This is a genomic window from Pseudomonas frigoris, assembly GCF_047758635.1.
Lineage (GTDB): Bacteria > Pseudomonadota > Gammaproteobacteria > Pseudomonadales > Pseudomonadaceae > Aquipseudomonas > Aquipseudomonas frigoris.
Genome location: NZ_CP180479.1, coordinates 5711760 through 5735702, shown reverse-complemented (window position 1 = coordinate 5735702; position 23943 = coordinate 5711760). Strand labels below are relative to the sequence as shown.

General features: G+C 59.4%; 20 protein-coding genes and 1 pseudogene. 15 read left to right on the top strand and 6 right to left on the bottom strand.

Annotated elements, in window-relative coordinates; all coding sequences use genetic code 11:
* The first annotated feature begins 37 nt into the window (after nt 1–37).
* The 3 genes from ACMXYH_RS26420 to ACMXYH_RS26410 all read left to right on the top strand — a co-directional run bounded on the left by ACMXYH_RS26420 (nt 38) and on the right by ACMXYH_RS26410 (nt 2703).
* Nucleotides 38–1315 (top strand): flavohemoglobin expression-modulating QEGLA motif protein, encoded by a 1278-nt coding sequence (locus ACMXYH_RS26420; protein WP_129441557.1) that lies wholly within the window; start codon nt 38–40, stop codon nt 1313–1315.
* A gap of 147 nt (nt 1316–1462) precedes the next feature.
* Nucleotides 1463–2377 (top strand): alpha/beta hydrolase, encoded by a 915-nt coding sequence (locus ACMXYH_RS26415; RefSeq protein WP_415765433.1) that lies wholly within the window; start codon nt 1463–1465, stop codon nt 2375–2377.
* Nucleotides 2374–2703: a hypothetical protein gene (locus ACMXYH_RS26410; RefSeq protein WP_033056344.1), complete on the top strand. Its 330-nt coding sequence runs from the start codon at nt 2374–2376 to the stop codon at nt 2701–2703. Before ACMXYH_RS26415 ends, ACMXYH_RS26410 begins: the two co-directional genes overlap by 4 nt.
* A 165-nt stretch (nt 2704–2868) precedes the next feature.
* Here ACMXYH_RS26410 and ACMXYH_RS26405 read toward each other — a convergent pair whose 3' ends face one another.
* The 4 genes from ACMXYH_RS26405 to ACMXYH_RS26390 all read right to left on the bottom strand — a co-directional run bounded on the left by ACMXYH_RS26405 (nt 2869) and on the right by ACMXYH_RS26390 (nt 6288).
* The gene (locus ACMXYH_RS26405) at nt 2869–3657 is read right to left on the bottom strand and encodes an OmpA family protein (protein WP_134418898.1); all 789 of its coding nucleotides are present in this window, start codon (nt 3655–3657) and stop codon (nt 2869–2871) included.
* Nucleotides 3658–3705: 48 nt separating this feature from the next.
* Nucleotides 3706–4119 carry a DUF4398 domain-containing protein gene (locus ACMXYH_RS26400; protein WP_129441563.1) on the bottom strand — a complete coding sequence of 138 codons (414 nt, stop codon included), beginning with the start codon at nt 4117–4119 and terminating at the stop codon, nt 3706–3708.
* A gap of 272 nt (nt 4120–4391) precedes the next feature.
* Nucleotides 4392–4736: a pilin assembly protein gene (locus tag ACMXYH_RS26395; protein WP_129441565.1), complete on the bottom strand. Its 345-nt coding sequence runs from the start codon at nt 4734–4736 to the stop codon at nt 4392–4394.
* A 247-nt stretch (nt 4737–4983) separates the two neighbouring features.
* A complete protein-coding gene (locus ACMXYH_RS26390) occupies nt 4984–6288 on the bottom strand; it encodes an IS4 family transposase (RefSeq protein ID WP_415764263.1) in 1305 nt (434 codons plus the stop codon).
* Between the two features lie 796 nt (nt 6289–7084).
* On the opposite strand from ACMXYH_RS26390, the gene ACMXYH_RS26385 reads away from it, so the two are divergent.
* The 8 genes from ACMXYH_RS26385 (at nt 7085) to ACMXYH_RS26350 (ending at nt 15882) form a co-directional block, all read left to right on the top strand.
* On the top strand, nt 7085–8389 hold the full coding sequence (locus tag ACMXYH_RS26385; RefSeq protein WP_415764263.1) for an IS4 family transposase: 1305 nt from the start codon (nt 7085–7087) through the stop codon (nt 8387–8389).
* A gap of 195 nt (nt 8390–8584) precedes the next feature.
* A complete protein-coding gene (gene ppc / locus ACMXYH_RS26380) occupies nt 8585–11215 on the top strand; it encodes a phosphoenolpyruvate carboxylase (protein WP_415765432.1) in 2631 nt (876 codons plus the stop codon).
* Between the two features lie 289 nt (nt 11216–11504).
* Complete coding sequence (adk, locus tag ACMXYH_RS26375) at nt 11505–12155, top strand: adenylate kinase (RefSeq protein WP_415765430.1); 651 nt, start codon at nt 11505–11507, stop codon at nt 12153–12155.
* Between the two features lie 93 nt (nt 12156–12248).
* Nucleotides 12249–12923, top strand: coding sequence for a tRNA (adenosine(37)-N6)-threonylcarbamoyltransferase complex dimerization subunit type 1 TsaB (gene tsaB / locus ACMXYH_RS26370; RefSeq protein WP_415765429.1), 675 nt, complete (start codon nt 12249–12251; stop codon nt 12921–12923).
* Nucleotides 12924–13166: 243 nt separating this feature from the next.
* The gene (locus ACMXYH_RS26365) at nt 13167–13472 is read left to right on the top strand and encodes a hypothetical protein (RefSeq protein WP_008156859.1); all 306 of its coding nucleotides are present in this window, start codon (nt 13167–13169) and stop codon (nt 13470–13472) included.
* Entirely contained in the window at nt 13469–14329 is an 861-nt protein-coding gene (locus ACMXYH_RS26360; RefSeq protein WP_415767754.1) for a DUF72 domain-containing protein, read from the top strand. The genes ACMXYH_RS26365 and ACMXYH_RS26360 overlap by 4 nt, the downstream gene beginning before the upstream one ends.
* A 33-nt stretch (nt 14330–14362) precedes the next feature.
* Nucleotides 14363–15184 (top strand): isocitrate lyase/PEP mutase family protein, encoded by an 822-nt coding sequence (locus ACMXYH_RS26355; RefSeq protein ID WP_129441571.1) that lies wholly within the window; start codon nt 14363–14365, stop codon nt 15182–15184.
* A 2-nt stretch (nt 15185–15186) separates the two neighbouring features.
* A complete protein-coding gene (locus tag ACMXYH_RS26350) occupies nt 15187–15882 on the top strand; it encodes an extensin-like domain-containing protein (RefSeq protein WP_415765428.1) in 696 nt (231 codons plus the stop codon).
* 17 nt (nt 15883–15899) lie between these two features.
* On the opposite strand, the gene ACMXYH_RS26345 is transcribed toward ACMXYH_RS26350, so the two are convergent.
* Complete coding sequence (locus tag ACMXYH_RS26345; protein WP_415765426.1) at nt 15900–16520, bottom strand: energy transducer TonB; 621 nt, start codon at nt 16518–16520, stop codon at nt 15900–15902.
* Nucleotides 16521–16613: 93 nt separating this feature from the next.
* On the opposite strand from ACMXYH_RS26345, the gene ACMXYH_RS26340 reads away from it, so the two are divergent.
* Nucleotides 16614–17396: a class I SAM-dependent methyltransferase gene (locus ACMXYH_RS26340; protein ID WP_033056325.1), complete on the top strand. Its 783-nt coding sequence runs from the start codon at nt 16614–16616 to the stop codon at nt 17394–17396.
* A gap of 124 nt (nt 17397–17520) precedes the next feature.
* Here the strand turns inward: ACMXYH_RS26340 and ACMXYH_RS26335 are convergent, their stop codons facing one another.
* On the bottom strand, nt 17521–18165 hold the full coding sequence (locus ACMXYH_RS26335) for a TetR/AcrR family transcriptional regulator (RefSeq protein WP_129441577.1): 645 nt from the start codon (nt 18163–18165) through the stop codon (nt 17521–17523).
* Nucleotides 18166–18259: 94 nt separating this feature from the next.
* On the opposite strand from ACMXYH_RS26335, the gene ACMXYH_RS26330 reads away from it, so the two are divergent.
* From ACMXYH_RS26330 to ACMXYH_RS26320, 3 genes and pseudogenes are all read left to right on the top strand, one after another.
* On the top strand, nt 18260–19360 hold the full coding sequence (locus tag ACMXYH_RS26330; RefSeq protein WP_415765425.1) for an efflux RND transporter periplasmic adaptor subunit: 1101 nt from the start codon (nt 18260–18262) through the stop codon (nt 19358–19360).
* 6 nt (nt 19361–19366) lie between these two features.
* On the top strand, nt 19367–22438 hold the full coding sequence (locus ACMXYH_RS26325) for an efflux RND transporter permease subunit (RefSeq protein WP_415765424.1): 3072 nt from the start codon (nt 19367–19369) through the stop codon (nt 22436–22438).
* 96 nt (nt 22439–22534) lie between these two features.
* Nucleotides 22535–23897, top strand: a pseudogene (locus tag ACMXYH_RS26320) (Fic family protein).
* Nucleotides 23898–23943: the final 46 nt, after the last annotated feature.

Genomic DNA, 23943 nt, shown 5'->3' with positions numbered 1-23943 from the left:
ACCCAGCACGTAAACGGTTTTTCTACAGGAGTTTCGGGTGGACGATTACCAGCAGTCGATACGCATTTTGTCCGATCGCATTGTGCTGGCGCAGACGCCGATTCGCGTCCTCGATGCAGTCAAGTGGGACGACAACATTCGCAAGGGTTTCCTCAAGGCCAAGGGCAAGGAAATGCCGGCGGTGGACCGCGATTACTACCTGAACCGGCCGCTGGCGTTCGATTCCAGCAAGGTGAAGCTGGAATTCCAGAACATCGAACGCGACATCACCCGTCAGCTCGGACAGTTCAACCCGGTTGGCCAGATCATGCGCCGCATGTGCAAGGAATACCGGATGGTGGTGCGCATGCTCGAAGCGCGCGGCACCGAGGACTTCGGGCTGATTTCACAGGAGCTTTACGGTGCCGCTTCCGACGCGTTCCACGCCGGCGACCCGACCCTTTCCGACCTGGGCCTGATGCTCTCGGATTACCTGAACAATATCGATGGCCGTGGCGACCTGAAGGACGAACCGAAAATCCTCACCGCCAAGGAAGCCGTCCACCTGCTGCAAACCCGCTTGAACAAGGTATTCGGCGAAGCCGAGGAAACCATTCGCGTATTCGAGTCCGACGGGATCGTCGCCGATGCGGCGGCTGGCGCCGACTACATCAAGATCCGCGCCGACGCGATGTTCAACGACCGTGACGTGCGCGCCCTGGAAGTCCACGAAGGGCTGGTGCATGTGGGGACCACGCTCAATGGCCTGAACCAGCCGATCTGCACCTTCCTCTCCAAAGGTCCGCCGTCGTCGACAGTGACTCAGGAAGGCCTGGCGATCCTGATGGAAATCATCACTTTCGCCTCATACCCGAGTCGCCTGCGCAAACTGACCAACCGCACCCGCGCCATTCACATGGTGGAAGAGGGCGCGGACTTCCTGCAGATCTTTGAGTTCTTCCGCGAGCAAGGTTTTGAAATGGCGGAAAGCTACGGCAACGCCAGTCGGGTTTTCCGTGGCTCGGTGCCGACAGGTCTGCCATTTACCAAAGACTTGTCCTACCTCAAGGGCTTTATCATGGTTTACAACTACATTCAGTTGGCCGTGCGTAAAGGCAAGCTTGAGCAGATACCGCTGCTGTTTTGCGGCAAGACCACGCTGGAAGACATGCGGACCTTGCGCCAGTTGGTGGATGAAGGGCTGGTGGTGCCACCGAAGTATCTGCCGGATCAGTTCCGTGACCTGAACGCGCTGTCGGCGTGGATGTGCTTCTCCAACTTCCTCAACCACTTGAGCCTGGACCGGATCGAAGCGGATTATTCCAATATCCTCTAAGGATCACCCGAATTCAATGTGGGAGCGAGCTTGCTCGCGATAGCGGTCTAACATTCAACACTTCTGTTGTCTGACACGCAGCCATCGCGAGCAAGCTCGCTCCCACAGGTACAGTGTTCCAACTCCATTTTCGCGAGGTTTCATCGGATGAGAATCCTCGGCTTTTTCTGCCTTCTCCTGACCTTGAGCGGCTGCAGCTCGCTGCTGTTCTACCCCGAGACGGGCCAGCTGTTTACCCCGGAAAAAGCAAAACTCGAATACCGCGACATCACCCTCACCACCGCCGACGGCCTAAAGCTGCACGGCTGGTGGTTGCCGGCCAAACAAGGTGTCGAGGTCAAAGGCACGGTGCTGCATCTGCACGGTAACGGCGGCAATCTGCCCATGCATCTTGGGGGGAGCTGGTGGTTGCCCAAAGAAGGGTATCAAGTGCTGCTGCTGGACTATCGCGGTTATGGATTGTCCGAGGGTGAAGCGACGCTGCCGGAGATCTATCAGGACATCGACGCCGCGTTCAAATGGCTCGATCAGGCGCCGGAGGTCAAGGGCAAGCCGCTGATCCTGCTCGGCCAAAGCCTCGGTGGTTCGATGGCCGTGCACTATCTGGTTCAGCACCCTGAACGCCAAAAACAACTCAAGGCCTTCGTCCTCGACGGCGTGCCCGCCAGCTACCGCAGTATCGGTCAATTTGCCCTGAGTCAATCCTGGCTGACCTGGCTGTTTCAGGTGCCGCTGTCCTGGCTGGTGCCGGACGGCGACAGCGCGATCCATTCCATGGAGCAGCTGGGCGGCGTACCGAAACTGATCTACCACAGCATCGACGATCCGATCGTGCCCCTTTCCAACGGCATCCGTCTGTATCAAGCTGCGCCGCCGCCGCGAGTACTGCAACTGACCCGTGGCGGTCATGTGCAGACGTTCGCCGACCCGGTCTGGCGCAAAGTCATGCTGCGTTATCTCGACGACCCGCAGCATTTCAACGGTTTGCGCCGCCTGGGTGAAATCCCGAATTACCCGGCGCCGAAAAATTCTGAAGATGAACCACCAGAGAGTCCGCAATGAGTGAAGAACGTAACGCCATCCCGCTGATCATCACCGGTATCTGCAGCATCCTCGGCACCGTCGGGGCCCTGTGGTTCTACGGCTACCTGCACTTCGCCAAACCCGAAGATGCGCTGCTGCTCAGCGACTTCACCATGCTCAAGACTGTGCCGGGCGAAGACTATAAAGTCTCCCTGGAGCCGGCCCCGCAAGTCGCGCAATGCATCGATGGCGTGCTGGTGATGTTCGACACCGAACAGAAAGGCCTGAGCGGCGTGTTGGTCAACAACAAGAAAAAAGCCGTGCGCTGCATGGGTGAGGAAACCCCGCAGAAGCTGCAACCGTAGCGCGCCCGAAAAGATCGCAGCCTCGTTTCACTCGACAGCTCCTACAAAAGCACGCGGTCTATGTAGGAGCTGTCGAGTGAAACGAGGCTGCGATCTTTTGATCTTAAAAACAAAAGCCCCGCCTGATCAGATCAGGCGGGGCTTTTGCGTTACAGCAGGTTCAACTCAGTTCGAGCTGACCGCAGAACGCGGGATCACCGGCTGGTTGTCGTTGGAAATGGTCACTTCCACCCGACGGTTCATTGCACGACCCGAGACGCTGCTGTTCTCGGCCACCGGGTATTCTTTGCCATAACCCTGCGACACGATACGCGCTGGATCAACGCCCATTTTCACCAGCGCCGTTCGCACGGAACCGGCACGACGCTCGGACAGCGACTGGTTGTGGTTCGCGGTGCCCGTGCTGTCGGTGTAGCCCTCAACGATCACTTTGCGATCAGGGTTTTCCGAGAGGAATTGCGCCAGTTTGTTGATATTCACCAGACCGCTGGACTTCAGATCAGCCCTGTCAGTGGCAAACAACACATCACCGAATGTCACCAAGGTGCCGCGATCGGTCTGCTTGGCGTTCAGGCTGTCCTGCAATTGCTTGATCTGCGCGTCGCGGGCATCCAGACGAGCTTGGGCGCGCTGCGCGGAAGCATTTTTCAGATTGGCTTCGGCGTTGCGCAGGGCGATGGTCTGCTTCGCCACTTCAACACGTTGATTGGTCAGGTAAGCCAGTTGATCGACCTTGGCCTGGTCCTCTTTGTCCTGGTAAGCCTTGTCAGCCTTGTCCAGGTAATCGCTGGCTTCTTTGGTTTCCAGCGCCGCGACTTTGCTGGCTTGCGGGTTGGTTTGCAGGCCGGTGTAGTTGGTGCGGGCCTGTTCCAGGTTCGCGTTCGGCGGCGTGGAGCAGGCGGCCAGTGCAACGCTTGCGGCCAGCAGGGCAGGGATCATCAATTGTTTACGCATGGTGGTTTCGTCCTTTTAGTCGAGTAAGAAGTACGTCGTGCCGGCCGCTTATTGAACGGTGCGCTGGCTTTCCTGACGCAGTTCTTGAACACCTTTCTGAGAGTCCTTCACAGCCTGTTCAGCTTTCAACGCCTGGGCTTTGCGCTCAGCCACGCGAGCGTCCCACTCGGCCTGTTCGGCCAGTACTTTGGCTTCGTCATACTTTTTGTCGTGCATGGCGATTTCGGCTTGTTTGAGCTTGTCCTGCGCGGACTTCATTTCCACTGCCGCGAATTCGGTACCGCCGGCACTGACGGCGCTGTTGACCGCCGATTCCGTCACGGCGAATTGCTCGCTTGGCGGGTTACCGGCACAACCGGCCAGGACGAAGCTGCTGCCGATGGCCAGTGCAGCCAGTTTCAGGCTACGCAGAGGGGGGAACGAGGATTTGGCAGTTCGGGTCTTCATGGTCTTCAACTCCATTGGAAAAACTCCTGAAAAACTTAAAAATCCATCCTGGGCAAGGAGCCGCAACCTTCAATTTTCGGGGGTGTTTTGAAACGGCCGTCCCAGGCGTGGTTAATGGGTGTGACCCGAGGCGTTTTTCAAAAGTTCAGAGAATATGGCTCATTGCCCAAAAAACTTTGACCGGGCGGACAAGGCTCTAAACCGGGTATTTTTACCGCAAGCAGCAGTACTCCCGGCCCTGTAGGGGGCCGGGAGTACGCATTTTTGGAGGGGAAGAAGTGCGGTAATCAGTGTTTCTGTTTGTCGTCGATGGCCGACAAATCGTGCAAATGACGACGGGACAATGCGAGAAAACGCGGAGTCGGACCGACGTCTTCGTACAGCGGATCACCTTCTTCGTCGGTGGCCACGACGGTCGAGCCCTTCACATACGGAAAGCTCTTTTCGAGCTCTTCCAGGGCGGCGCCGATCAGCTCGCCGAGCAGTTCTTCGGGCTGCCGTTTGGGGTACATATCGATAATGGCCGCCAGCCGTGCGGCGGCCTCCACATCCAGATGAATCGAGTATCCGGTGTCGGTCAGGCGACCCTTGGCGTTTTCTTCCCAGTGATGGGCAAGCTCGCGGATTTTCATAGTGACCTCAATGCGCACCTGCTCGTGGCAGGCAGTGTCAGTGTCCGGCAAAGGCCGGCGGCAGCCGTTGTACGGCTTACTCTTCAGACTAGCTTTAACGCCCAAGGTTTAAAGTCCCTTCGTCGTCTAATGGTGAACGTTGCCTTGGTGCTTCAGGCGTTCACGCTCATTTATGGCGGGGGGATTGGGTGTATATCCGTTACTTCGGTGATGGCTGCTGGTGGTTTCGCTTTTACAGCCAGCCCTTTCAAGGTCTTTTGACTTTCGCGGCTTTGAGCACCCGATCCGTCGACACGTGGGCATTCACTGCCTTACCCTCCAGCCACTCTTTGGACTTGAGCACCTTCGGACCTCGTTTGCTTTTGGCGACCGCTTTGGGCTGGACGTTTCGGGCTAGCGTCAGCAGGTACTGAGCCAGCCCTCCTGCGGGGATGGGGAGGGATAAGTGCTCTGGCGGCAAGGCTATTTGCATACCCTCATAACCGCTGCGAACCTGTACCGTCAGGTGAAAGATCGACGCTTCCCAGCCCTCGGGTTGGGTCTGGCAATGAGCCTGTTCGACACTGCGTTTAAGCACGGACAAAACGTTGTAAGCCAACACGGCGGACGCGAACCCCAGCAGGGCGGCTTTGGGGTTGCCCAAGGTTTCGATTTCACTGTCCAGCACCGATTCCAGACGCTGGAACATCCCTTCAATACTCCAGCGACGTCGGTACAAATCGGCGATCTGCTCTGCGCTGATGGTGTCGGGCAAGTTGCTCCAGAAGGACAGCGTGGTGTCGCCGGATTCGGTGGGGTTTTGCAGGTTCAGTTCGACACGCCGCCACTGGCGTCCGCCTTTTACTTCGATGGTTTGCTCGCGCACGCTGCCGGTTGCGACCGGGACAGGCTCCTGCCAGTCGCTTTCTTTAAGCAGGCGTGGATGCTTGCTTTGTTCGCGAATGATGAATGAAGCGCCGGCATCTTCGCAGGCCTCCATGACCGGGAGCGTGCAGTAGAGCCGATCAGCCATCCATAGCTGGCCCGCCGTGGCCTTTTCCAGCAACGGCAGCACGCTGACGCGCTCGCTGGCATAGGCATCTTCACAGGGCTGAAGGTCGACGACTTGGTCGAGATCAGGGTCGTAAACCACGACCGAAAAACCAGGGCGGGCGGCACCTCGTTCGCGGCGCAAAGCGCCCAGACGTTTTTCGCTGGAAGGCAGATGGTTGCCGTCGACGACGCGTAATTGCCAGCCAGGCAAAATGGCCGAGCAACCCAATTCTTGAATCGTCGGAGCCAGGCGCTGCGCGCTACCAGTTACCAACGCGCGCAACAGCGCAGGTTCGGTTCGGCTGACCTTGTCATAAAGCGCCGCCAGGCTGACGGGAAGATCCTCCATCTGCCGCGCGGCGGCGTGTAGGGAGGGCCGCAAACCCAGAGAAACAAGGGACATCAGCTCAATAATGGTCGAAAACAAAAGCTCGCGCGGGTACTGGCGCTGACGATGTTCTTCGAACACCTGATCAACCCACTCTGCCGCAACGGCCTGCTCCAAAACCAATTTGGCCATGACACTGGCCGGTGCTTTTTTCTCGAACCGCGCTAAAACTTCTGCCCACATCGTCTCGCCGTCCTGACTGGAGTTTTGAGGATTTTATCAAAGACCTTGAAAGGGCTGGCTTTTACAGCGAGTCACTTTGAAGAGCACAAAGTAACCAAACGCTTTTGCCCCTTTCGTTCGGTGCCTCGCCTAGGCTCGGCATGCCCTCGCTCCGGTCCTGCTCCGTGGGCCCGCCGCCATCGGCCATCCATGGCCGGGGGCGGCTAACCCGGCATCCATGCCGGGTTGCCCACTGCGCAGAACCTCCACTCGGCCTCTCGAGGGGGCGGTGCATCAAAATCAAAAGCTGCAGGCGAGCTAACGCTCGGCCTGTTGAGTGGTGAGAAGCAAAAGATGTGCGCCGATCTGCTTTATGTGGGAGCGGGCTTGCTCGCGAAGCTGTTGATCTTGCCGTTGCTGTTGCTTTGCTTTGGCTTCAGATCTGCCGCCCCTTTCCCAGAGGCCGAACGCAGGCGTTGCGCAGGGGGCACCGCGGCAAGGATGCCGCGGTAGCCGCCCCCGGCCATGGATGGCCGATGGCGGCGGGCCCCCGGAGCAATGCCGGAGTGAGGGCATGCCGAGCCTAGGCGAGGCACCGAATGGCGGGGCAAGAGCCCTTGGTTACTTGGGGCTTTTCCAAGTGACCCGCCGTAAGGGCCAGCCCTTTCAAGGTCTTTGATAAAATCCTCAAAACTCCAGTCAGGACGGCGAGACGATGTGGGCAGAAGTTTTAGCGCGGTTCGAGAAAAAAGCACCGGCCAGTGTCATGGCCAAATTGGTTTTGGAGCAGGCCGTTGCGGCAGAGTGGGTTGATCAGGTGTTCGAAGAACATCGTCAGCGCCAGTACCCGCGCGAGCTTTTGTTTTCGACCATTATTGAGCTGATGTCCCTTGTTTCTCTGGGTTTGCGGCCCTCCCTACACGCCGCCGCGCGGCAGATGGAGGATCTTCCCGTCAGCCTGGCGGCGCTTTATGACAAGGTCAGCCGAACCGAACCTGCGCTGTTGCGCGCGTTGGTAACTGGTAGCGCGCAGCGCCTGGCTCCGACGATTCAAGAATTGGGTTGCTCGGCCATTTTGCCTGGCTGGCAATTACGCGTCGTCGACGGCAACCATCTGCCTTCCAGCGAAAAACGTCTGGGCGCTTTGCGCCGCGAACGAGGTGCCGCCCGCCCTGGTTTTTCGGTCGTGGTTTACGACCCTGATCTCGACCAAGTCGTCGACCTTCAGCCCTGTGAAGATGCCTATGCCAGCGAGCGCGTCAGCGTGCTGCCGTTGCTGGAAAAGGCCACGGCGGGCCAGCTATGGATGGCTGATCGGCTCTACTGCACGCTCCCGGTCATGGAGGCCTGCGAAGATGCCGGCGCTTCATTCATCATTCGCGAACAAAGCAAGCATCCACGCCTGCTTAAAGAAAGCGACTGGCAGGAGCCTGTCCCGGTCGCAACCGGCAGCGTGCGCGAGCAAACCATCGAAGTAAAAGGCGGACGCCAGTGGCGGCGTGTCGAACTGAACCTGCAAAACCCCACCGAATCCGGCGACACCACGCTGTCCTTCTGGAGCAACTTGCCCGACACCATCAGCGCAGAGCAGATCGCCGATTTGTACCGACGTCGCTGGAGTATTGAAGGGATGTTCCAGCGTCTGGAATCGGTGCTGGACAGTGAAATCGAAACCTTGGGCAACCCCAAAGCCGCCCTGCTGGGGTTCGCGTCCGCCGTGTTGGCTTACAACGTTTTGTCCGTGCTTAAACGCAGTGTCGAACAGGCTCATTGCCAGACCCAACCCGAGGGCTGGGAAGCGTCGATCTTTCACCTGACGGTACAGGTTCGCAGCGGTTATGAGGGTATGCAAATAGCCTTGCCGCCAGAGCACTTATCCCTCCCCATCCCCGCAGGAGGGCTGGCTCAGTACCTGCTGACGCTAGCCCGAAACGTCCAGCCCAAAGCGGTCGCCAAAAGCAAACGAGGTCCGAAGGTGCTCAAGTCCAAAGAGTGGCTGGAGGGTAAGGCAGTGAATGCCCACGTGTCGACGGATCGGGTGCTCAAAGCCGCGAAAGTCAAAAGACCTTGAAAGGGCTGGCCGTAAGGGCGGAACCATTAGCGGCCGTTACCGAAGAAACGGATATGTACCCCCACCAATCCCAAAACTTTCTCGGGCGAACAGCATTCCCTTCGTCGTCTGCTTGTAAGAACCGCTTTACAGCGGCACTCTCTAACTCAAGAGCATGGACACCAAGTCACCCGGATTTTCGCTGGAGAACTGCTGATGACCGATATTGATGCACGCTTGCGCGAGGATGTTCACCTGTTGGGTGAGCTGTTGGGCAACACCATTCGCGAGCAGTACGGGGACGGTTTTCTCGACAAGATCGAGCAGATCCGCAAAGGCGCCAAGGCCGACCGTCGCGGTTCGATGGACGCTGAACTGAGCGCCAGCCTCAACCAATTGAGCGAAGAAGAGTTGCTGCCGGTGGCGCGGGCGTTCAACCAGTTTCTCAACCTGGCCAATATCGCCGAGCAATATCAGCTGATTCACCGTCGCGAAGAGTCGCAGCCTGCACCGTTCGAGGCGCGGGTACTGCCGGAACTGCTCGCCCGCCTGAGTGCTGAAGGTCATGGCGCCGAATCCCTGGCCCGGCAACTGGGACGGCTGGAGATTGAGTTGGTCCTCACCGCTCACCCGACCGAGGTGGCGCGCCGCACGCTGATCCAGAAATACGACGCCATTGCCGCGCAACTGGCCGCCCAGGACCATCGCGACCTGACCACCGCCGAACGCGAGCAGATCCACACGAAGTTGCAGCGTCTGATCGCCGAAGCCTGGCACACCGAAGAAATCCGTCGCACCCGCCCAACCCCGGTGGATGAAGCCAAGTGGGGCTTCGCAGTGATCGAGCATTCGCTGTGGCAGGCGATCCCCAACTATTTGCGCAAGGCTGATAAAGCCCTGCATGACGCCACTGGCCTGCACCTCCCACTGGAGGCCGCGCCGATTCGCTTTGCCTCGTGGATGGGCGGCGACCGTGACGGCAACCCCAACGTGACCGCCGCCGTAACCCGTGAAGTCTTGCTGCTGGCGCGGTGGATGGCCGCGGACTTGTACCTGCGCGATGTCGATCGCCTGGCGGCCGAGTTGTCGATGCAGCAGGCCAGCGATGACTTGAAGGCGAAGGCCGGGGACAGCGCCGAACCTTACCGCGCGGTGCTAAAACAGTTGCGTGAACGTCTGCGCGCGACGCGTAACTGGGCTCATGCCTCCTTGACGCAGACCACGCCGGCACCCGCCGATGTGTTGCAAAACAACCGCGAGCTGCTCGACCCGCTGGAGCTGTGCTACCACTCGCTGCATGAGTGCGGCATGGGCGTGATCGCTGATGGTCCGCTGCTCGATTGCCTGCGCCGGGCGGTGACGTTCGGGCTGTTCCTGGTGCGGCTCGATGTGCGTCAGGACTCGACGCGACATACCGCGGCCATGACCGAAATCACCGATTACCTGGGGCTGGGGCGCTACGAGGACTGGAGCGAGGAAGAGCGCATCGTCTTCCTGATGCGTGAGCTGAACAACCGCCGGCCGTTGCTGCCGGCGTACTTCAAGCCATCGACGGACACCGCTGAAGTGCTGGCGACCTGCCGGGAAATCGCTGCGGCACCGGGTGCATCGCTCGGTTCTTATGTGATCTCCATGGCCGGCGCCGCTTCCGACGTGCTGGCCGTGCAACTGCTGCTCAAAGAGTCTGGCGTGTTGCGGCCGATGCGCGTGGTGCCGCTGTTCGAAACCCTTGCCGACCTCGACAACGCCGGCCCGGTGATTGAAAAGCTCTTGCTACTTCCGGGTTATCGCGCGCGCTTGCAAGGGCCGCAGGAAGTGATGATCGGCTACTCCGACTCGGCCAAGGATGCCGGCACTACCGCGGCGGCCTGGGCGCAGTATCGGGCGCAGGAGCGCTTGGTCGACATCTGCCGCGAGCAGCAAGTGGAACTGCTGTTGTTCCACGGTCGCGGTGGCACCGTGGGTCGCGGCGGCGGCCCGGCACACGCGGCGATTCTGTCGCAACCGCCGGGTTCGGTGGCGGGGCGTTTCCGTACCACCGAGCAGGGGGAAATGATTCGTTTCAAATTCGGCCTGCCAGACATCGCCGAGCAGAACCTCAATCTGTACCTGGCAGCGGTATTGGAAGCGACCTTGCTACCGCCGCCGCCACCGGAGCCTGCCTGGCGCAATCTGATGGACGAATTGGCCGCCGACGGTGTCAGCGCTTATCGCGCCGTGGTGCGGGAAAATCCGCAATTCGTTGAGTATTTCCGCCAGTCCACCCCGGAGCAGGAACTGGGACGCTTGCCGTTGGGCAGTCGCCCGGCCAAGCGCCGCGCTGGCGGGATTGAAAGCCTGCGGGCGATCCCGTGGATCTTCGGCTGGACCCAGACGCGTCTGATGTTGCCGGCGTGGCTCGGCTGGGAAGCTGCGCTGAGCAAGGCGCTGGAGCGCGGCGAAGGCGAGCTGCTGGGGCAGATGCGCGAGCAGTGGCCGTTCTTCCGCACGCGCATCGATATGCTGGAAATGGTGTTGGCCAAGGCCGATGCCGATATCGCCCGGTCTTACGATGAGCGTTTGGTCGAGCCGGATCTGCTCCCTTTGGGTGCGCACTTACGCGACCTATTGTCGCAGGCGTGCTCGGTGGTCCTGGGGCTGACCGGTCAGTCGCAGCTACTGGCACATAGCCCAGCCACGCTTGAATTCATCCGCTTGCGCAACACTTACCTCGACCCTCTTCATCTATTGCAGGCTGAGTTGTTGGCGCGTTCGCGACAACAGGAAGTGGCGCAGGGCAGCCCGGTAGAACAGGCGCTACTGGTGTCTGTGGCGGGGATTGCCGCCGGTTTGCGTAATACCGGCTAAGGTTTTCGTCGTGGGGCAAGGCACTCGGCGCGAGCGTCGAGTTGCCTGTGGGCGAGGGCTTGAAAAGTGCTGCCAGGCGACAGTTAGTGATGGGGTTGCGACTAGGGTTACCCCGACGAAAGGCCACATCAGGCGTGGGTTTCTCCGACTTTCGGCGGCTTGTGTGGTCCGGGCCTGCTGTGTATCTTGATCAGCCTTTGACCGTTTGGGCGGTCACGACCCTTTTATTGAGATTGGCCCCACGAGGCGAATCTGACGTTATCTATATAAAAAATTGAGGAGCACATCGATGCGCGTCATTCTGCTGGGAGCTCCCGGGGCCGGTAAAGGTACTCAGGCTAAGTTCATCACCGAAAAATTCGGTATCCCGCAAATCTCCACCGGCGACATGCTGCGTGCAGCGGTCAAGGCCGGCACCGAGCTGGGCCTGATCGCCAAGAGCGTCATGGACAGCGGTGGTCTGGTTTCCGATGACCTGATCATCAACCTGGTCAAGGAACGCATCAGCCAGGCCGATTGCGCCAACGGTTTCCTGTTCGACGGTTTCCCGCGCACCATTCCTCAGGCTGAAGCCCTGGTGAAAGCCGGCGTGGAGCTGGATCACGTGGTCGAAATCGCCGTCGACGACGAAGAAATCGTTCAGCGTATCGCTGGTCGTCGCGTTCACGAGGCCAGCGGCCGCGTGTACCACACCGTCTACAACCCGCCGAAACTCGCCGGCAAGGACGACATCACCGGTGAAGCACTGGTGCAGCGCAAGGACGACACCGAAGAAACCGTGCGTCATCGCCTGTCGGTTTACCATTCCCAGACCAAGCCTCTGGTCGAGTTCTACCAGACGCTGTCTGCTGCTACTGATGGCAAGCCGAAGTACAGCCACATTGCGGGCGTTGGCTCGGTTGAAGTGATCACCGGCAAGGTGCTTGAAGCACTGAGCTGAAAAGTCTGAATCGCTTCATCTTCTACGGCCCGCTTGCGGGCCGTAGTTGTTTATACTGGCGCACTTTTTCTGACCTCTCTTACGGAAACATCGATGAGCACCTTGCTGGCCCTGGACACCGCGACTGAAGCTTGCTCCGTTGCCTTGCTGCATGACGGTAAAGTCACGAGCCATTACGAGGTGATCCCGCGCCTGCATGCGCAGAAGCTGCTGCCGATGATTCAGCAGTTGCTGGCGGATGCCGGGACCACCCTGCAAGCGGTCGATGCCATCGCTTTCGGACGTGGTCCGGGTGCGTTCACCGGTGTGCGGATCGCCATCGGCGTGGTGCAGGGGCTGGCGTTTGCGCTGGATCGTCCGGTGTTACCAGTATCGAACCTGGCCGTGCTGGCGCAGCGGGCTTATCGCGAACACGGCGTGAGCCAGGTGGCGGCCGCCATCGATGCGCGCATGGACGAAGTGTATTGGGGTTGCTACCGCGAAACGGCGGGGGAGATGCGACTGGTCGGCAATGAAGCCGTGCTGCCGCCGGAAGTGGCCGCGTTGCCGGCAGACGCCAGCGGTGAGTGGTTTGGCGCCGGCACTGGCTGGGGTTATGCCGAGCGAATCGCCGTCAGCCTGACCGGGCAGGATGCGGGCATGTTGCCTCACGCTGAAGACCTGCTGACCCTGGCGCGTTTCGCCTGGGCGCGTGGCGAGGTGATCGTGGCTGATGAGGCTCAGCCGGTGTACCTGCGCGATAAAGTGGCGACGCCGAAAGCACGTTGAACGCAAAAGATCGCAGCCTTCGGCAGCTCCTACATTGGAATGACGTACACCTGTAGGAGCTGCCGCAGGCTGCGATCTTGGCGGGCTGAAGGTATTGGTTGATCTAAAGGCGAAAGCCAATCGACGTTTTATACCCCCCGCTTTTAAACCTTTTCGCTTTTATGTGTTCTAGTTATCACTCGACAGTTTGCGAAGTGGCTTGCGCGCCACTAAACTGCCATCATTGATCCCGGACATGTACTCATGCGTATAGACGGCGTTCCCTCTCAGTCCTACCCCATCAAACGCAAGCCTCGCAAAGGGCCTGTGGCGGATGACGACTACGTCGATATTGACGGCGAGCTGGAAATTCCATCCGAAGAGCAAATGGCTGCCCGCGCTGCCAAAGCCTCTGCACAACGCTTGAGCAATCTCCCCGCCCGTCAACAAGACATGCTTTATCACCGTGCCATGAGCAGCAGTGTCGCGAAGGCCCTGGCCAGCTACCTGAGCACCGCCGGTTTTGTCGATTGGGATTCGGATGTGCTGGGCCTCGACCTGTACATCTGATGCTGCCTTACTACCTGGGCTGTCCGTCCTGGAGTGAAAACGCCTGGCGCGATTATCTTTATCCGTCAGACGCCAAACCCGCTGAGTTTCTGAATCTCTATTCCCAAGTGTTTAACGCCGTGGAAGGCAATACGACCTTCTACGCGAGCCCGGCTGCGACTACTGTGCAACGTTGGGCCGAGACCATGCCCGAACACTTTCGCTTCACTGCCAAGTTCCCCGGCGACATCAGCCACAGCGGTGACCTGCGCGAACAATTGACCGCTGCCGAAACCTTCCTGCAATTGCTCAGCCCCCTCGGCGAACGGGTTTCACCGCTGTGGCTGCAACTGTCCAAAAGCTTTACGCCGCAGCGACTGTCGGAGCTTGCCGGTTTTATCGATGCTGTGGACCGGCCTCTGGCGGTTGAAGTGCGGCATGACGACTTCTTCGCCAAGGGCGATGCCGAGAGAATGCTCAATCGCCTGCTACTGGATCGCGGTGTCGAGCGTATCTGCCTCGATCCCCGCGCGCTGTTCAGCTGCACATCGACCGATCCTTCTGTACTTCACGCCCAATCGAAAAAGCCCAAGGTGCCGCCCCGTCCGGCAGCCTTCACGCAATGTCCGCAGGTGCGCTTCATTGACCATCCGCAGCTTGAGGCCAACGACCCGTTCCTGCTGCCGTGGGTCGAGAAAATCGCCGTGTGGATCGAAGAGGGTCGTACGCCTTATATCTTCCTGCACACCGCCGACAACCTGCTGGCCGCCAAACTGGCGCAACGTTTCCACGCAAAACTGATGCTGCGTTTGCCTGGCCTGCCGCCGCTGCCTGAGCTATACAGAGAGCCCGCTTCCGAGCAACTTGGCCTGCTCTGAAGCGGATTCCCTGCCCTTTTCAGGAGCCTGCCAATGGATGCGCAAACCCTTCGAGCCCAAGCGTTTAAAGCACTGCACGAACGCGCGGGGGCTTTTGTCATTCCTAACCCGTGGGATGCCGGCTCGGCGAAAATGCTCGCCAGCCTTGGTTTCGAAGCGCTGGCGACCACCAGTGCCGGTTACGCCTTTTCCAACGCCCGCCCCGATGGCGCGCTGACGCTGGACGACACCCTGGCAAACGTTCGGGCGATTGTCGCGGCAACTGATCTACCAGTCGCCGTCGACCTGGAAAACGGCTTCGCTGACGATCCAGCCGAATGCGCACAGAGTATTTTGCGTGCGGCAGAGGCCGGTGCGGTTGGCGGCTCTATCGAAGATGCCACTGGCCGTGCAGCAGCGCCGATCTACTGCTTCGAGCATGCCGTCGCGCGCATCGAGGCTGCCGTGGCAGCCGCTCGCAGCTTGCCGTTTCCCTTTATGTTGACCGCTCGCGCGGAGAACTTTCTGCACGGCAATCCTGATCTCGCCGATACCATTCGCCGCTTGCAGGCGTTTGCCGAGGCGGGTGCCGACGTGCTTTATGCGCCGGGTCTGCGCAGTGCTGAAGATGTGTTGGCGGTGGTCCGCGCCGTGGCGCCCAAACCCGTCAACGTATTGATGTCCGGTGGGCTCAAACTGACGGTCGAGCAGTTGAGCGAAATGGGCGTCAAGCGGATTAGCGTCGGTTCGGCCCTGGCGCTGGCGGCATATGGCGAGTTCTTCCGCGCTGCCGAAGAGATCAAGACGTCGGGCACATTCGGGTTCACGTCGCGGTCCATGCCGTACGCCCAGGCCAATCAATTGTTCAAAGGCTGACGATGCGGTTTCGGTGGTGGCTGCTGTTGATGCTGTTAATCATTGGCACGGCGGCGGTGAGCGTCTGGCGCGGCTGGATCTCACTGCCGCCGCAGTGGAATCCCTGGGCACCGCTGGACGTGAAGGCCGCGCCCAATTTTCTGACCCGCTATAAACTGATGCGTCTGAGCGATGATCCGCAGTTGTGCGATCAAGCCCTGAGCAGCTCTGGATTGCGCGTAACCCATCAGGCCGACAGCCCCGATGCGACGTGTCCGTTGATCAACACCTTGCGTGTGCAAGGCGGCGAGGTGGCGCTGAGCAGCAGTTTCCTTGCCAGTTGCCGCCTGGCGGTGTCGTTTGCCCTGTTCGAACACCACGCCCTGCAACCCGCCGCGCAAGCGGTCTACGGTCAAGCAGTAACGCGTGTCGACCATCTCGGCAGCTTTGCCTGTCGCAACGTCTACAGCCGCGAAAACGGCAGACGCAGCCAGCATGCCAGTGCCAATGCGCTGGATATCGCCGGTTTTCGCTTGGCCGATGGCCGATCCATCAACGTGCTCAAGGATTGGCCGAAGGATAATCAGGACGCACGGTTTTTACGTCAGGTTCGCGATAGCGCCTGCGACATGTTCAGTGTGGTATTGAGTCCGGACTACAACGCCGCCCATCGCAATCACTTTCATGTGGATGTCGGGCCGTGGTGGGTGTGTCGCTGAAGGCCTGTTATTGAAGGTCAGGCGGCGATACGCAGGTTCTGCAGGACGATCGGGCGAGCCCAGCCGTTATCGAAATCGAGTTGTTTCTGTTGCTCCACCAGCTCTTCGGGCGAGAACGGCGGGAATGGCTTGTCCAGCAGATCGAGTTCGAACTCGGCGATCGGCAGGTGCAGCGGACGCGGTTGCGGTGCGGCTCCAGGCACTGGCAGCGGTTGACCGGCAGTAAGCACGATCGGGCGGACCCAGCGGCTTTCGAAGTCCTGTTGCTTCTGTTGAACGACGATTTCTTGTGCCGGGAACGGTGGGAAAGGTTTGTCGGCCAGGTCCATTTCGAACTCGGCAATCGGCAGGAACAGTGGCTCGGGAGGGCGGACCTCGGTTTCTTTCACATCGCATTCGCGCTGGGAAATGATATGAGCCAGCAGTTCGCTGCCAACGGTGGGTTCGACCGGGCTGTCGAGATCGACCGGTGGAAAGTTGAGAGAAGCCGGTTGGACATCGCCCGACTGATCGGCCAGGGCCTGGGCAAAGAAATCTTGCCACAGGTGACTGACGCCGCTCAGTGCTTGGGAGTTTCGCAGACCATAATCGCCATGACGCGATATATAGCCTACGGATGTGCTTCGAATGTCTGACATTTCTCTCGGTCGACGCTCAGCTCTGGCAAAATGCTCGATAGTTTTGTTATCGGCCGTTTTTGCCGATCATTAATTTTTTGAGCGTGTTTTCCCATGATTGAGCAACCTGCGGCCTGCCGCATCCATGTCGAGGCCCTGGCCGCGACTTTTCAGCCACAGGCCGAACAATGGGCCGAGCGCCTGGGTTTGCCGATGCAGGTGGATGACGGTGAGTTTGCCTTGCAGGTCGGTGACCAGGGTTTGCAGCTACAGCAACTGGGCCCGGACGCGCCGGGGCCGGTGCGGGTGGACTTTGTCGAGGGCGGTGCGGCCCATCGCCGCTTGTACGGCGGTGGTAGCGGTCAGATGATCGCCAAGGCGGTCGGGGTTGCCCAAGGCGTGCGTCCGCGTGTGCTGGACGCCACGGCGGGGCTGGGCAAAGATGCGTTCGTGTTGGCGAGCCTGGGCTGCGAGATGAGCCTGATCGAGCGTCAGCCGCTGATTGGCGCGTTGCTTGAAGATGGCCTGGCACGCGGCGCGGAAGACTTTGACGTGGCGCCGATTGTGGCGCGGATGCGCTTGCTCAAGGGCAATTCGATCGAGGTGATGCGCAATTGGGAAGGCGAGCCGCCACAGGTGATCTACCTCGACCCGATGTTTCCCCATCGTGAGAAAACGGCCTTGGTGAAGAAGGAAATGCGCCTGTTCAGGCCGCTGGTAGGCGATGACCCGGATGCGCCTGCACTGCTCGAAGCGGCGTTGGCGTTGGCCAGCCATCGAGTGGTGGTCAAGCGCCCGCGCAAGGCGCCGTGTATCGAAGGGCCGAAGCCGAGTCATGCGCTGGATGGGAAATCCAGCCGGTATGACATTTACCCGAAGAAAGCGCTCAAGCCTTAAGACCGCGTCGCTCCCATCGCGAGCAAGCCCGCTCCCACATTCGACCGCGTTCCCTTGAGAAGACTCGGTCAAATGTGGGAGCGGGCTTGCTCGCGAAGGGGCCAGAACAGACAACCGAAACCTATCAGGCTGTCTCTGGTCGATACGCCCGCATAAACAACCCCACCACTTCCTGCACATGGCTCTCGGCCGCATCCCCGGTCAACGGCTCGCCACAGCCATAAAGCAGCCTGAAATTCCCCGCACCCTTGAGCAGGCAGAAGAAATGCTCGGCCGCATTGCGCGGTTTGTCGATGCTCAACGCGCCGCTCTGATCAACCTTGGTCAGCAACCGCTCCATGCCCTGCAGCATGCGCTCAGGCCCGGCCTCGAAGAAGATCAGCGAGAGTTTCGGGTCCTGGCTGCCCAGGGTCATCATCAGCCGGTGCAGGTTCACCGATTCGTCACTGTTGATCAGTTGATGAAAACCGCGCGCGATGTTCAACAGCACCGTTTCTACGGCAGTGCCGTCCGGCAATTCGAAAAACAACGTCGGCAATTGCTCTTCGCACTTGGCCATCACGGCGGCGGAGAACAGCGTCTCCTTGTCGTTGAAATGGCTGTAGACCGTCAGCTTCGACACACCGGCATCGGCCGCGACGGCGTCCATGCTGGTATTCGCATAACCCTTGCTCAGAAACAGAATTTTCGCCGCATCGAGGATCGCCTGGCGCTTGGCCAGATCCTTGGGACGGCCCGGACCGTTGGGTGCTGAAAGATTGTTCGACATTATTCGCTTTTAATACTGGACTGGTGAGTTTGCTATTAATAACATACCGCTCAGTATAATTATTCCAAGCACCATTAGCGAAAGGTCCTTCACCATGTTCCGCTATGCCTTGCCCCTCGCGTTGCCAGTCAGTCTGGCGTTTTTATTGTCTGCGTGTGGTCACGAAGAGGCGCCTCAAGTCACCGTTCGCCCGGCCATGGTCGTGCAGCCAGAGCCTTCGGCTCAGGCGATGGAAAGTTTTCCCGGTGAAGTGCGCGCACGGTATGAGCCGGACCTGGCGTTTCGCATTGGCGGTAAAGTCAGTCGACGACTGGTCGAAGAGGGGCAGCGGGTCAAGGCTGATCAACCTTTGGCGGAGCTCGATCCTCAGGACGTGCGCCTGCAACTGGAAGCCACCCGTGCCCAGGTCGCCGCTGCCGAGGCCAACCTGAGCCTGGTGCGCGCCGAACGTGATCGCTACAAGACCCTGATGGACCGTCAGATGGTCAGCCGTTCGCAGTACGACAATTCCGAAAACCTTTACCGATCCGGTGAAGCACGCCTCAAGCAAATCAAAGCTGAATTCAACGTTTCGACCAATCAGGCCAGTTACGCCGTGCTGCGTGCGCCTCAGGATGGCGTGGTGGCTAAACGCGCGGTTGAAGTCGGGCAAGTCGTGGCGGCGGGGCAAACCGTATTCACCCTCGCCACCGATGGCGAACGTGAAGTGTTGATCAGCTTGCCGGAGCAGAGCTTTGGCCGCTTCAAGGTCGGTCAGCCAGTGTCAGTTGAACTGTGGACCCAACCCGATCAACGTTTCGCCGGGCGCATCCGTGAGCTGTCGCCCGCTGCCGATCCCAAATCGCGCACCTTTGCCGCCCGCATCGCGTTCACTGCCGGCGAGGTCCCCGCTGAACTCGGCCAGAGCGCCCGGGTGTTCGTTCAGACATCCGATGTGGTGCCGCTGTCGGTGCCGCTTTCCGCGCTGACCGCGGAAAACGGCGCGACCTACGTCTGGGTTGTCACTACCAACAACACCTTGAAGAAAACCCCGGTGCGGGTCGGTGCCTTCGGCGAGAAAACCGTACCGGTGCTCGAAGGCCTGAATGCCAGCGACTGGGTGGTGGCCGCTGGCGTCCATGTGCTGCTTGAAGGGCAGCAGGTGCGTCCGGTGGATCGCTCCAACCGCGTGGTCAATCTGGCGGACAAGGAGTAATCCCCAATGGGTTTCAATCTTTCCGAATGGGCGCTGCGTAATCGCCAGATCGTACTGTTCCTGATGCTCTTGCTGGCCATTGTCGGCGCACTGTCCTACACCAAGCTCGGCCAAAGTGAAGACCCGCCGTTCACCTTCAAGGCCATGGTGATTCGTACCAACTGGCCTGGGGCCACGGCGCAGGAAGTGTCGCGCCAGGTCACCGAGCGCATTGAAAAGAAATTGATGGAAACCGGCGAGTACGAACGCATCGTTTCGTTCTCCCGTCCGGGCGAATCCCAAGTGACGTTCGTTGCCCGTGATTCCATGCACTCGGTGGAAATCCCGGACCTCTGGTACCAGGTTCGCAAGAAAATCAGCGACATTCGTCATACCCTGCCACCGGGCATCCAGGGGCCATTCTTCAATGATGAGTTCGGCACAACGTTTGGCAACATCTACGCGCTGACGGGCGAAGGTTTTGATTACGCGGTGCTCAAGGACTACGCCGACCGCGTGCAGATTCAGCTGCAACGGGTCAAGGATGTGGGCAAGGTCGATCTGCTCGGGTTACAGGACGAGAAGATCTGGATTGAACTCTCCAACGTCAAACTTGCCACCCTCGGCCTGCCTTTGTCGGCGGTGCAGCAGGCCCTTGAAGAGCAAAACACGGTGTCCACCGCCGGGTTCTTCGAGACCTCCAGCGAGCGATTGCAGCTACGCGTCTCGGGGAATTTTCAGACGGTCGAAGAGATCAAGAGCTTCCCGATCCGCGTCGGTGATCGTACGTTCCGCATCGCCGATGTGGCGGATGTGCGTCGGGGTTTCAACGATCCGCCAGCGCCGAGCATGCGCTTCATGGCGGAAAACGCCATCGGTCTGGCCGTGGCCATGAAGGACGGTGGCGACATTCTGGTGCTGGGCAAGGCGTTGGAAATCGAATTCGACCGCATCCAGAAAAATCTCCCTGCCGGTATGCAACTGCGCAAGGTCTCCGACCAGCCCGCCGCTGTGAAAAGCAGTGTCGGTGAATTTGTTCAGGTGCTGGTGGAAGCACTGGCAATCGTCCTGCTGGTGAGCTTCTTCTCCCTCGGCGTGCGCACCGGCATGGTGGTCGCGTTGGCGATTCCTTTGGTATTGGCGATGACGTTCGCCTGCATGTATTACCTGGGAATCGGCCTGCACAAGATTTCCCTCGGGGCGTTGGTGCTGGCGCTGGGTTTGTTGGTAGACGACGCGATCATCGCCGTGGAAATGATGGCGATCAAAATGGAGCAGGGCTTCGACCGGATCAAGGCGGCCAGTTACGCCTGGACCAGCACCGCCTTCCCGATGCTTACCGGTACGCTGATCACCGCGGCCGGCTTCCTGCCGATTGCCACTGCGCAATCGGGGACCGGCGAATACACGCGCTCGATCTTCCAGGTGGTGACCATCGCGTTGCTGGCTTCGTGGATTGCGGCGGTGGTGTTTGTGCCGTACCTGGGGGAAAAACTCCTGCCGGATCTGGCGAAGATTCATGCAGCCAAACATGGCACCGGCGACGGTCAGCCCGACCCTTACGGCACTCCGTTCTATCAGCGCGTCAGACGCTTGGTTGAGTGGTGCGTACGGCGGCGCAAGACGGTCATTGTCCTGACGGCCGTGTTGTTTATCGGTTCTGTCATCCTGTTTCGCTTTGTGCCGCAACAGTTCTTCCCGGCATCGGGTCGTCTGGAGTTGATGGTCGATCTGAAACTGGCGGAAGGTGCCTCGTTGAGCAACACCCGAGATGAGGTCAAACGCCTCGAAGCACTGCTGAAGGATCACGCCGGTATCGACAACTATGTCGCTTACGTTGGCACCGGTTCGCCACGTTTTTACCTGCCGCTGGATCAACAACTTCCTGCAGCGAGCTTCGCGCAGTTTGTAGTCCTGGCCAAAACCATCGAGGAGCGCGAAACCCTGCGCACCTGGCTGATCGAAGCCCTCAAGGAACAATTCCCGGCCCTGCGCGCGCGGGTGACGCGTCTGGAGAACGGGCCACCGGTTGGCTATCCGATGCAGTTCCGGGTCACCGGTGAGCACATCGAGGAAGTCCGCGCGCTGGCCCGTAAAGTGGCCGCCAAGGTTCGCGAGAACCCGCATGTGGTCAACGTCCATCTGGATTGGGAAGAACCGAGCAAAGTCGTTTATCTGAACGTCGATCAGGACCGCGCCCGGGCGCTTGGCGTGAGCACCGCGAACCTGTCGAAGTTCCTGCAAAGCTCTCTGACCGGTTCCAGCGTCAGCCAGTACCGTGAAGACAACGAGTTGATCGAGATTCTATTGCGCGGCACGTTGCATGAACGTACCGAACTGTCATTGCTGCCAAGCCTGGCGGTGCCGACTGACAACGGTCGCAGCGTGGCGCTGTCGCAAATCGCGACGCTGGAATACGGCTTCGAAGAAGGCATCATCTGGCACCGCAACCGCTTGCCGAACGTGACGGTCCGCGCCGACATTTACGGTAAGGAGCAACCGGCGACGCTGGTGCAGCAGATCATGCCGACCCTCGATCCGATCCGCGCCGAACTGCCGGACGGCTACTTGCTGGAAGTCGGCGGCACTGTAGAGGACTCGGCTCGCGGGCAGAATTCGGTGAAGGCCGGTGTGCCGCTTTTCATCGTGGTGGTGCTGACATTGCTGATGCTGCAACTGCGTAGTTTCTCACGCACGGTAATGGTGTTTCTGACGGCGCCTTTGGGTTTGATCGGTGTGACCTTGTTCCTGATGGTGTTCCGTCAGCCGTTCGGTTTCGTCGCCATGCTCGGCACCATCGCGCTGTCCGGGATGATCATGCGTAACTCGGTGATTCTGGTGGACCAGATCGAGCAGGACATCGCTGCAGGGCTCAAGCCTTGGCAGGCGATTATTGAAGCCACGGTGCGGCGTTTCCGGCCGATTGTGTTGACTGCACTCGCGGCGGTGCTGGCGATGATTCCGCTATCACGCAGTGTGTTTTTCGGGCCGATGGCGGTGGCGATCATGGGCGGGTTGATTGTCGCGACGGCGTTGACGTTACTGTTCCTGCCGGCGTTGTATGCGGCGTGGTTCAGGATCAAAAAGGACCCAGCCTAACGTCCTACGTGTATTTCAGATCCCTCTGATATTGAGTCAGAGAGATCTGAATGCTGTACTCAAAACTCAGTTTTACGAGTTTTTGAGACAGCAATAATGAAAAAGCCGCCCATTTTGAGGGGAAGGACCGACCCGGTATTCGACCTGTTGGGGAAGTCGCCCCACAAGGAACGCCTCTCGGATTACCTCGCCTTGCTCAAGTCGATGGACGACCAGGGGCGTTATCTGCCTTTCGATGAGTTGCGCTACCGCTGGGCGCCGGGGCTGGATTCGAATCTGTGCTGGGCGCTGGTGAAGAAAGCCCGGACTGCGCAGTACTCAAGTCTTTTGCCGCTAGGCGAGCCGCTTCAATGGGGCAACTTCGTGCTCACGCCGTTGGCGCAGAAAGCTATTTCCGCCGTCGATCGGCAAGCCACAACGGCCGCGCTCGAGAACATGACCAGTCAGATCGGTGAACACGCGCATTTCAGTTATCTGTTGAATGACTTGATCGAAGACGAAGCCATCAGCAGCAGCCAGCTCGAAGGCGCTGCGACCACCACGCGGGTGGCCAAGGACATGCTCAAGCGCAATCGCCTGCCGCGCACGCCGGATGAGCGAATGGTGATCGGCAACTACAAGATGATGAATTTCGCCTGGGAAAAGCGTTATGACGCCCTGAGTGTCGAACTGATTTCAGCCATGCACCGGGTGGGTGTCGAGGGCATTGATGACACGCAGTATTCGCCGGGGGCGTTCAGGGGCAACGATGATGTGGTGGTGCAGGACGGCGAGGGCAACACCGTGCATACACCGCCGCCCGCAACAGGGCTGTTGTCTCGCTTGCGGGTGCTGTCGACGTGGATCAACCAGTCCCGCCACGATCCCGATCAAGTGGATTACCTTCATCCACTGATCAAAGGCTTCGCACTGCATTTTGCTCTGGGCTATGAGCATCCGTTCCGCGATGGTAACGGACGGGTCGCGCGGGCACTGTTTTATTGGTTCATGTTCAAGAATGACTTCTCTGCCTTTCGCTACATTGCGATCAGCATTTTGCTGCGCAGTGCGCCGGTGAAATACGGGCGGTCGTATCTGAACTCAGAAGCTGATGACTTGGACCTGACCTATTTCATCGACTTTCAATGCTCGGTGATCCTCCGGGCTGTCAGCGGTTTTACCGATGCATATCGGAAAAGTCTGGCGTATGCCGAAAGCTTTGATCGCTGGTTGTTGGAGTCCGGATTTTTTGACCGATTGACCGATTGACCGATTGACCGAGAAGCAGCGAGCCGTATTCCAGGTTGCCAAGAGCGGGATGGCCAAGGAGTTTACGGCGGTCAATGTGAAGGAGAATCTGGACTGTTCTTACAACACCGCGTCAGCCACGTTGAATGGGCTGGTCGAATTGGAGGTGTTTGAGAAAAGGAAGATGGGACGCGAGTGGGTGTTCTTTCTGCGGGCTGCATCGACTGCTTGACCCTATGTGGGAGCGAGCTTGCTCGCGATGGCGGTGTATCAGCCAC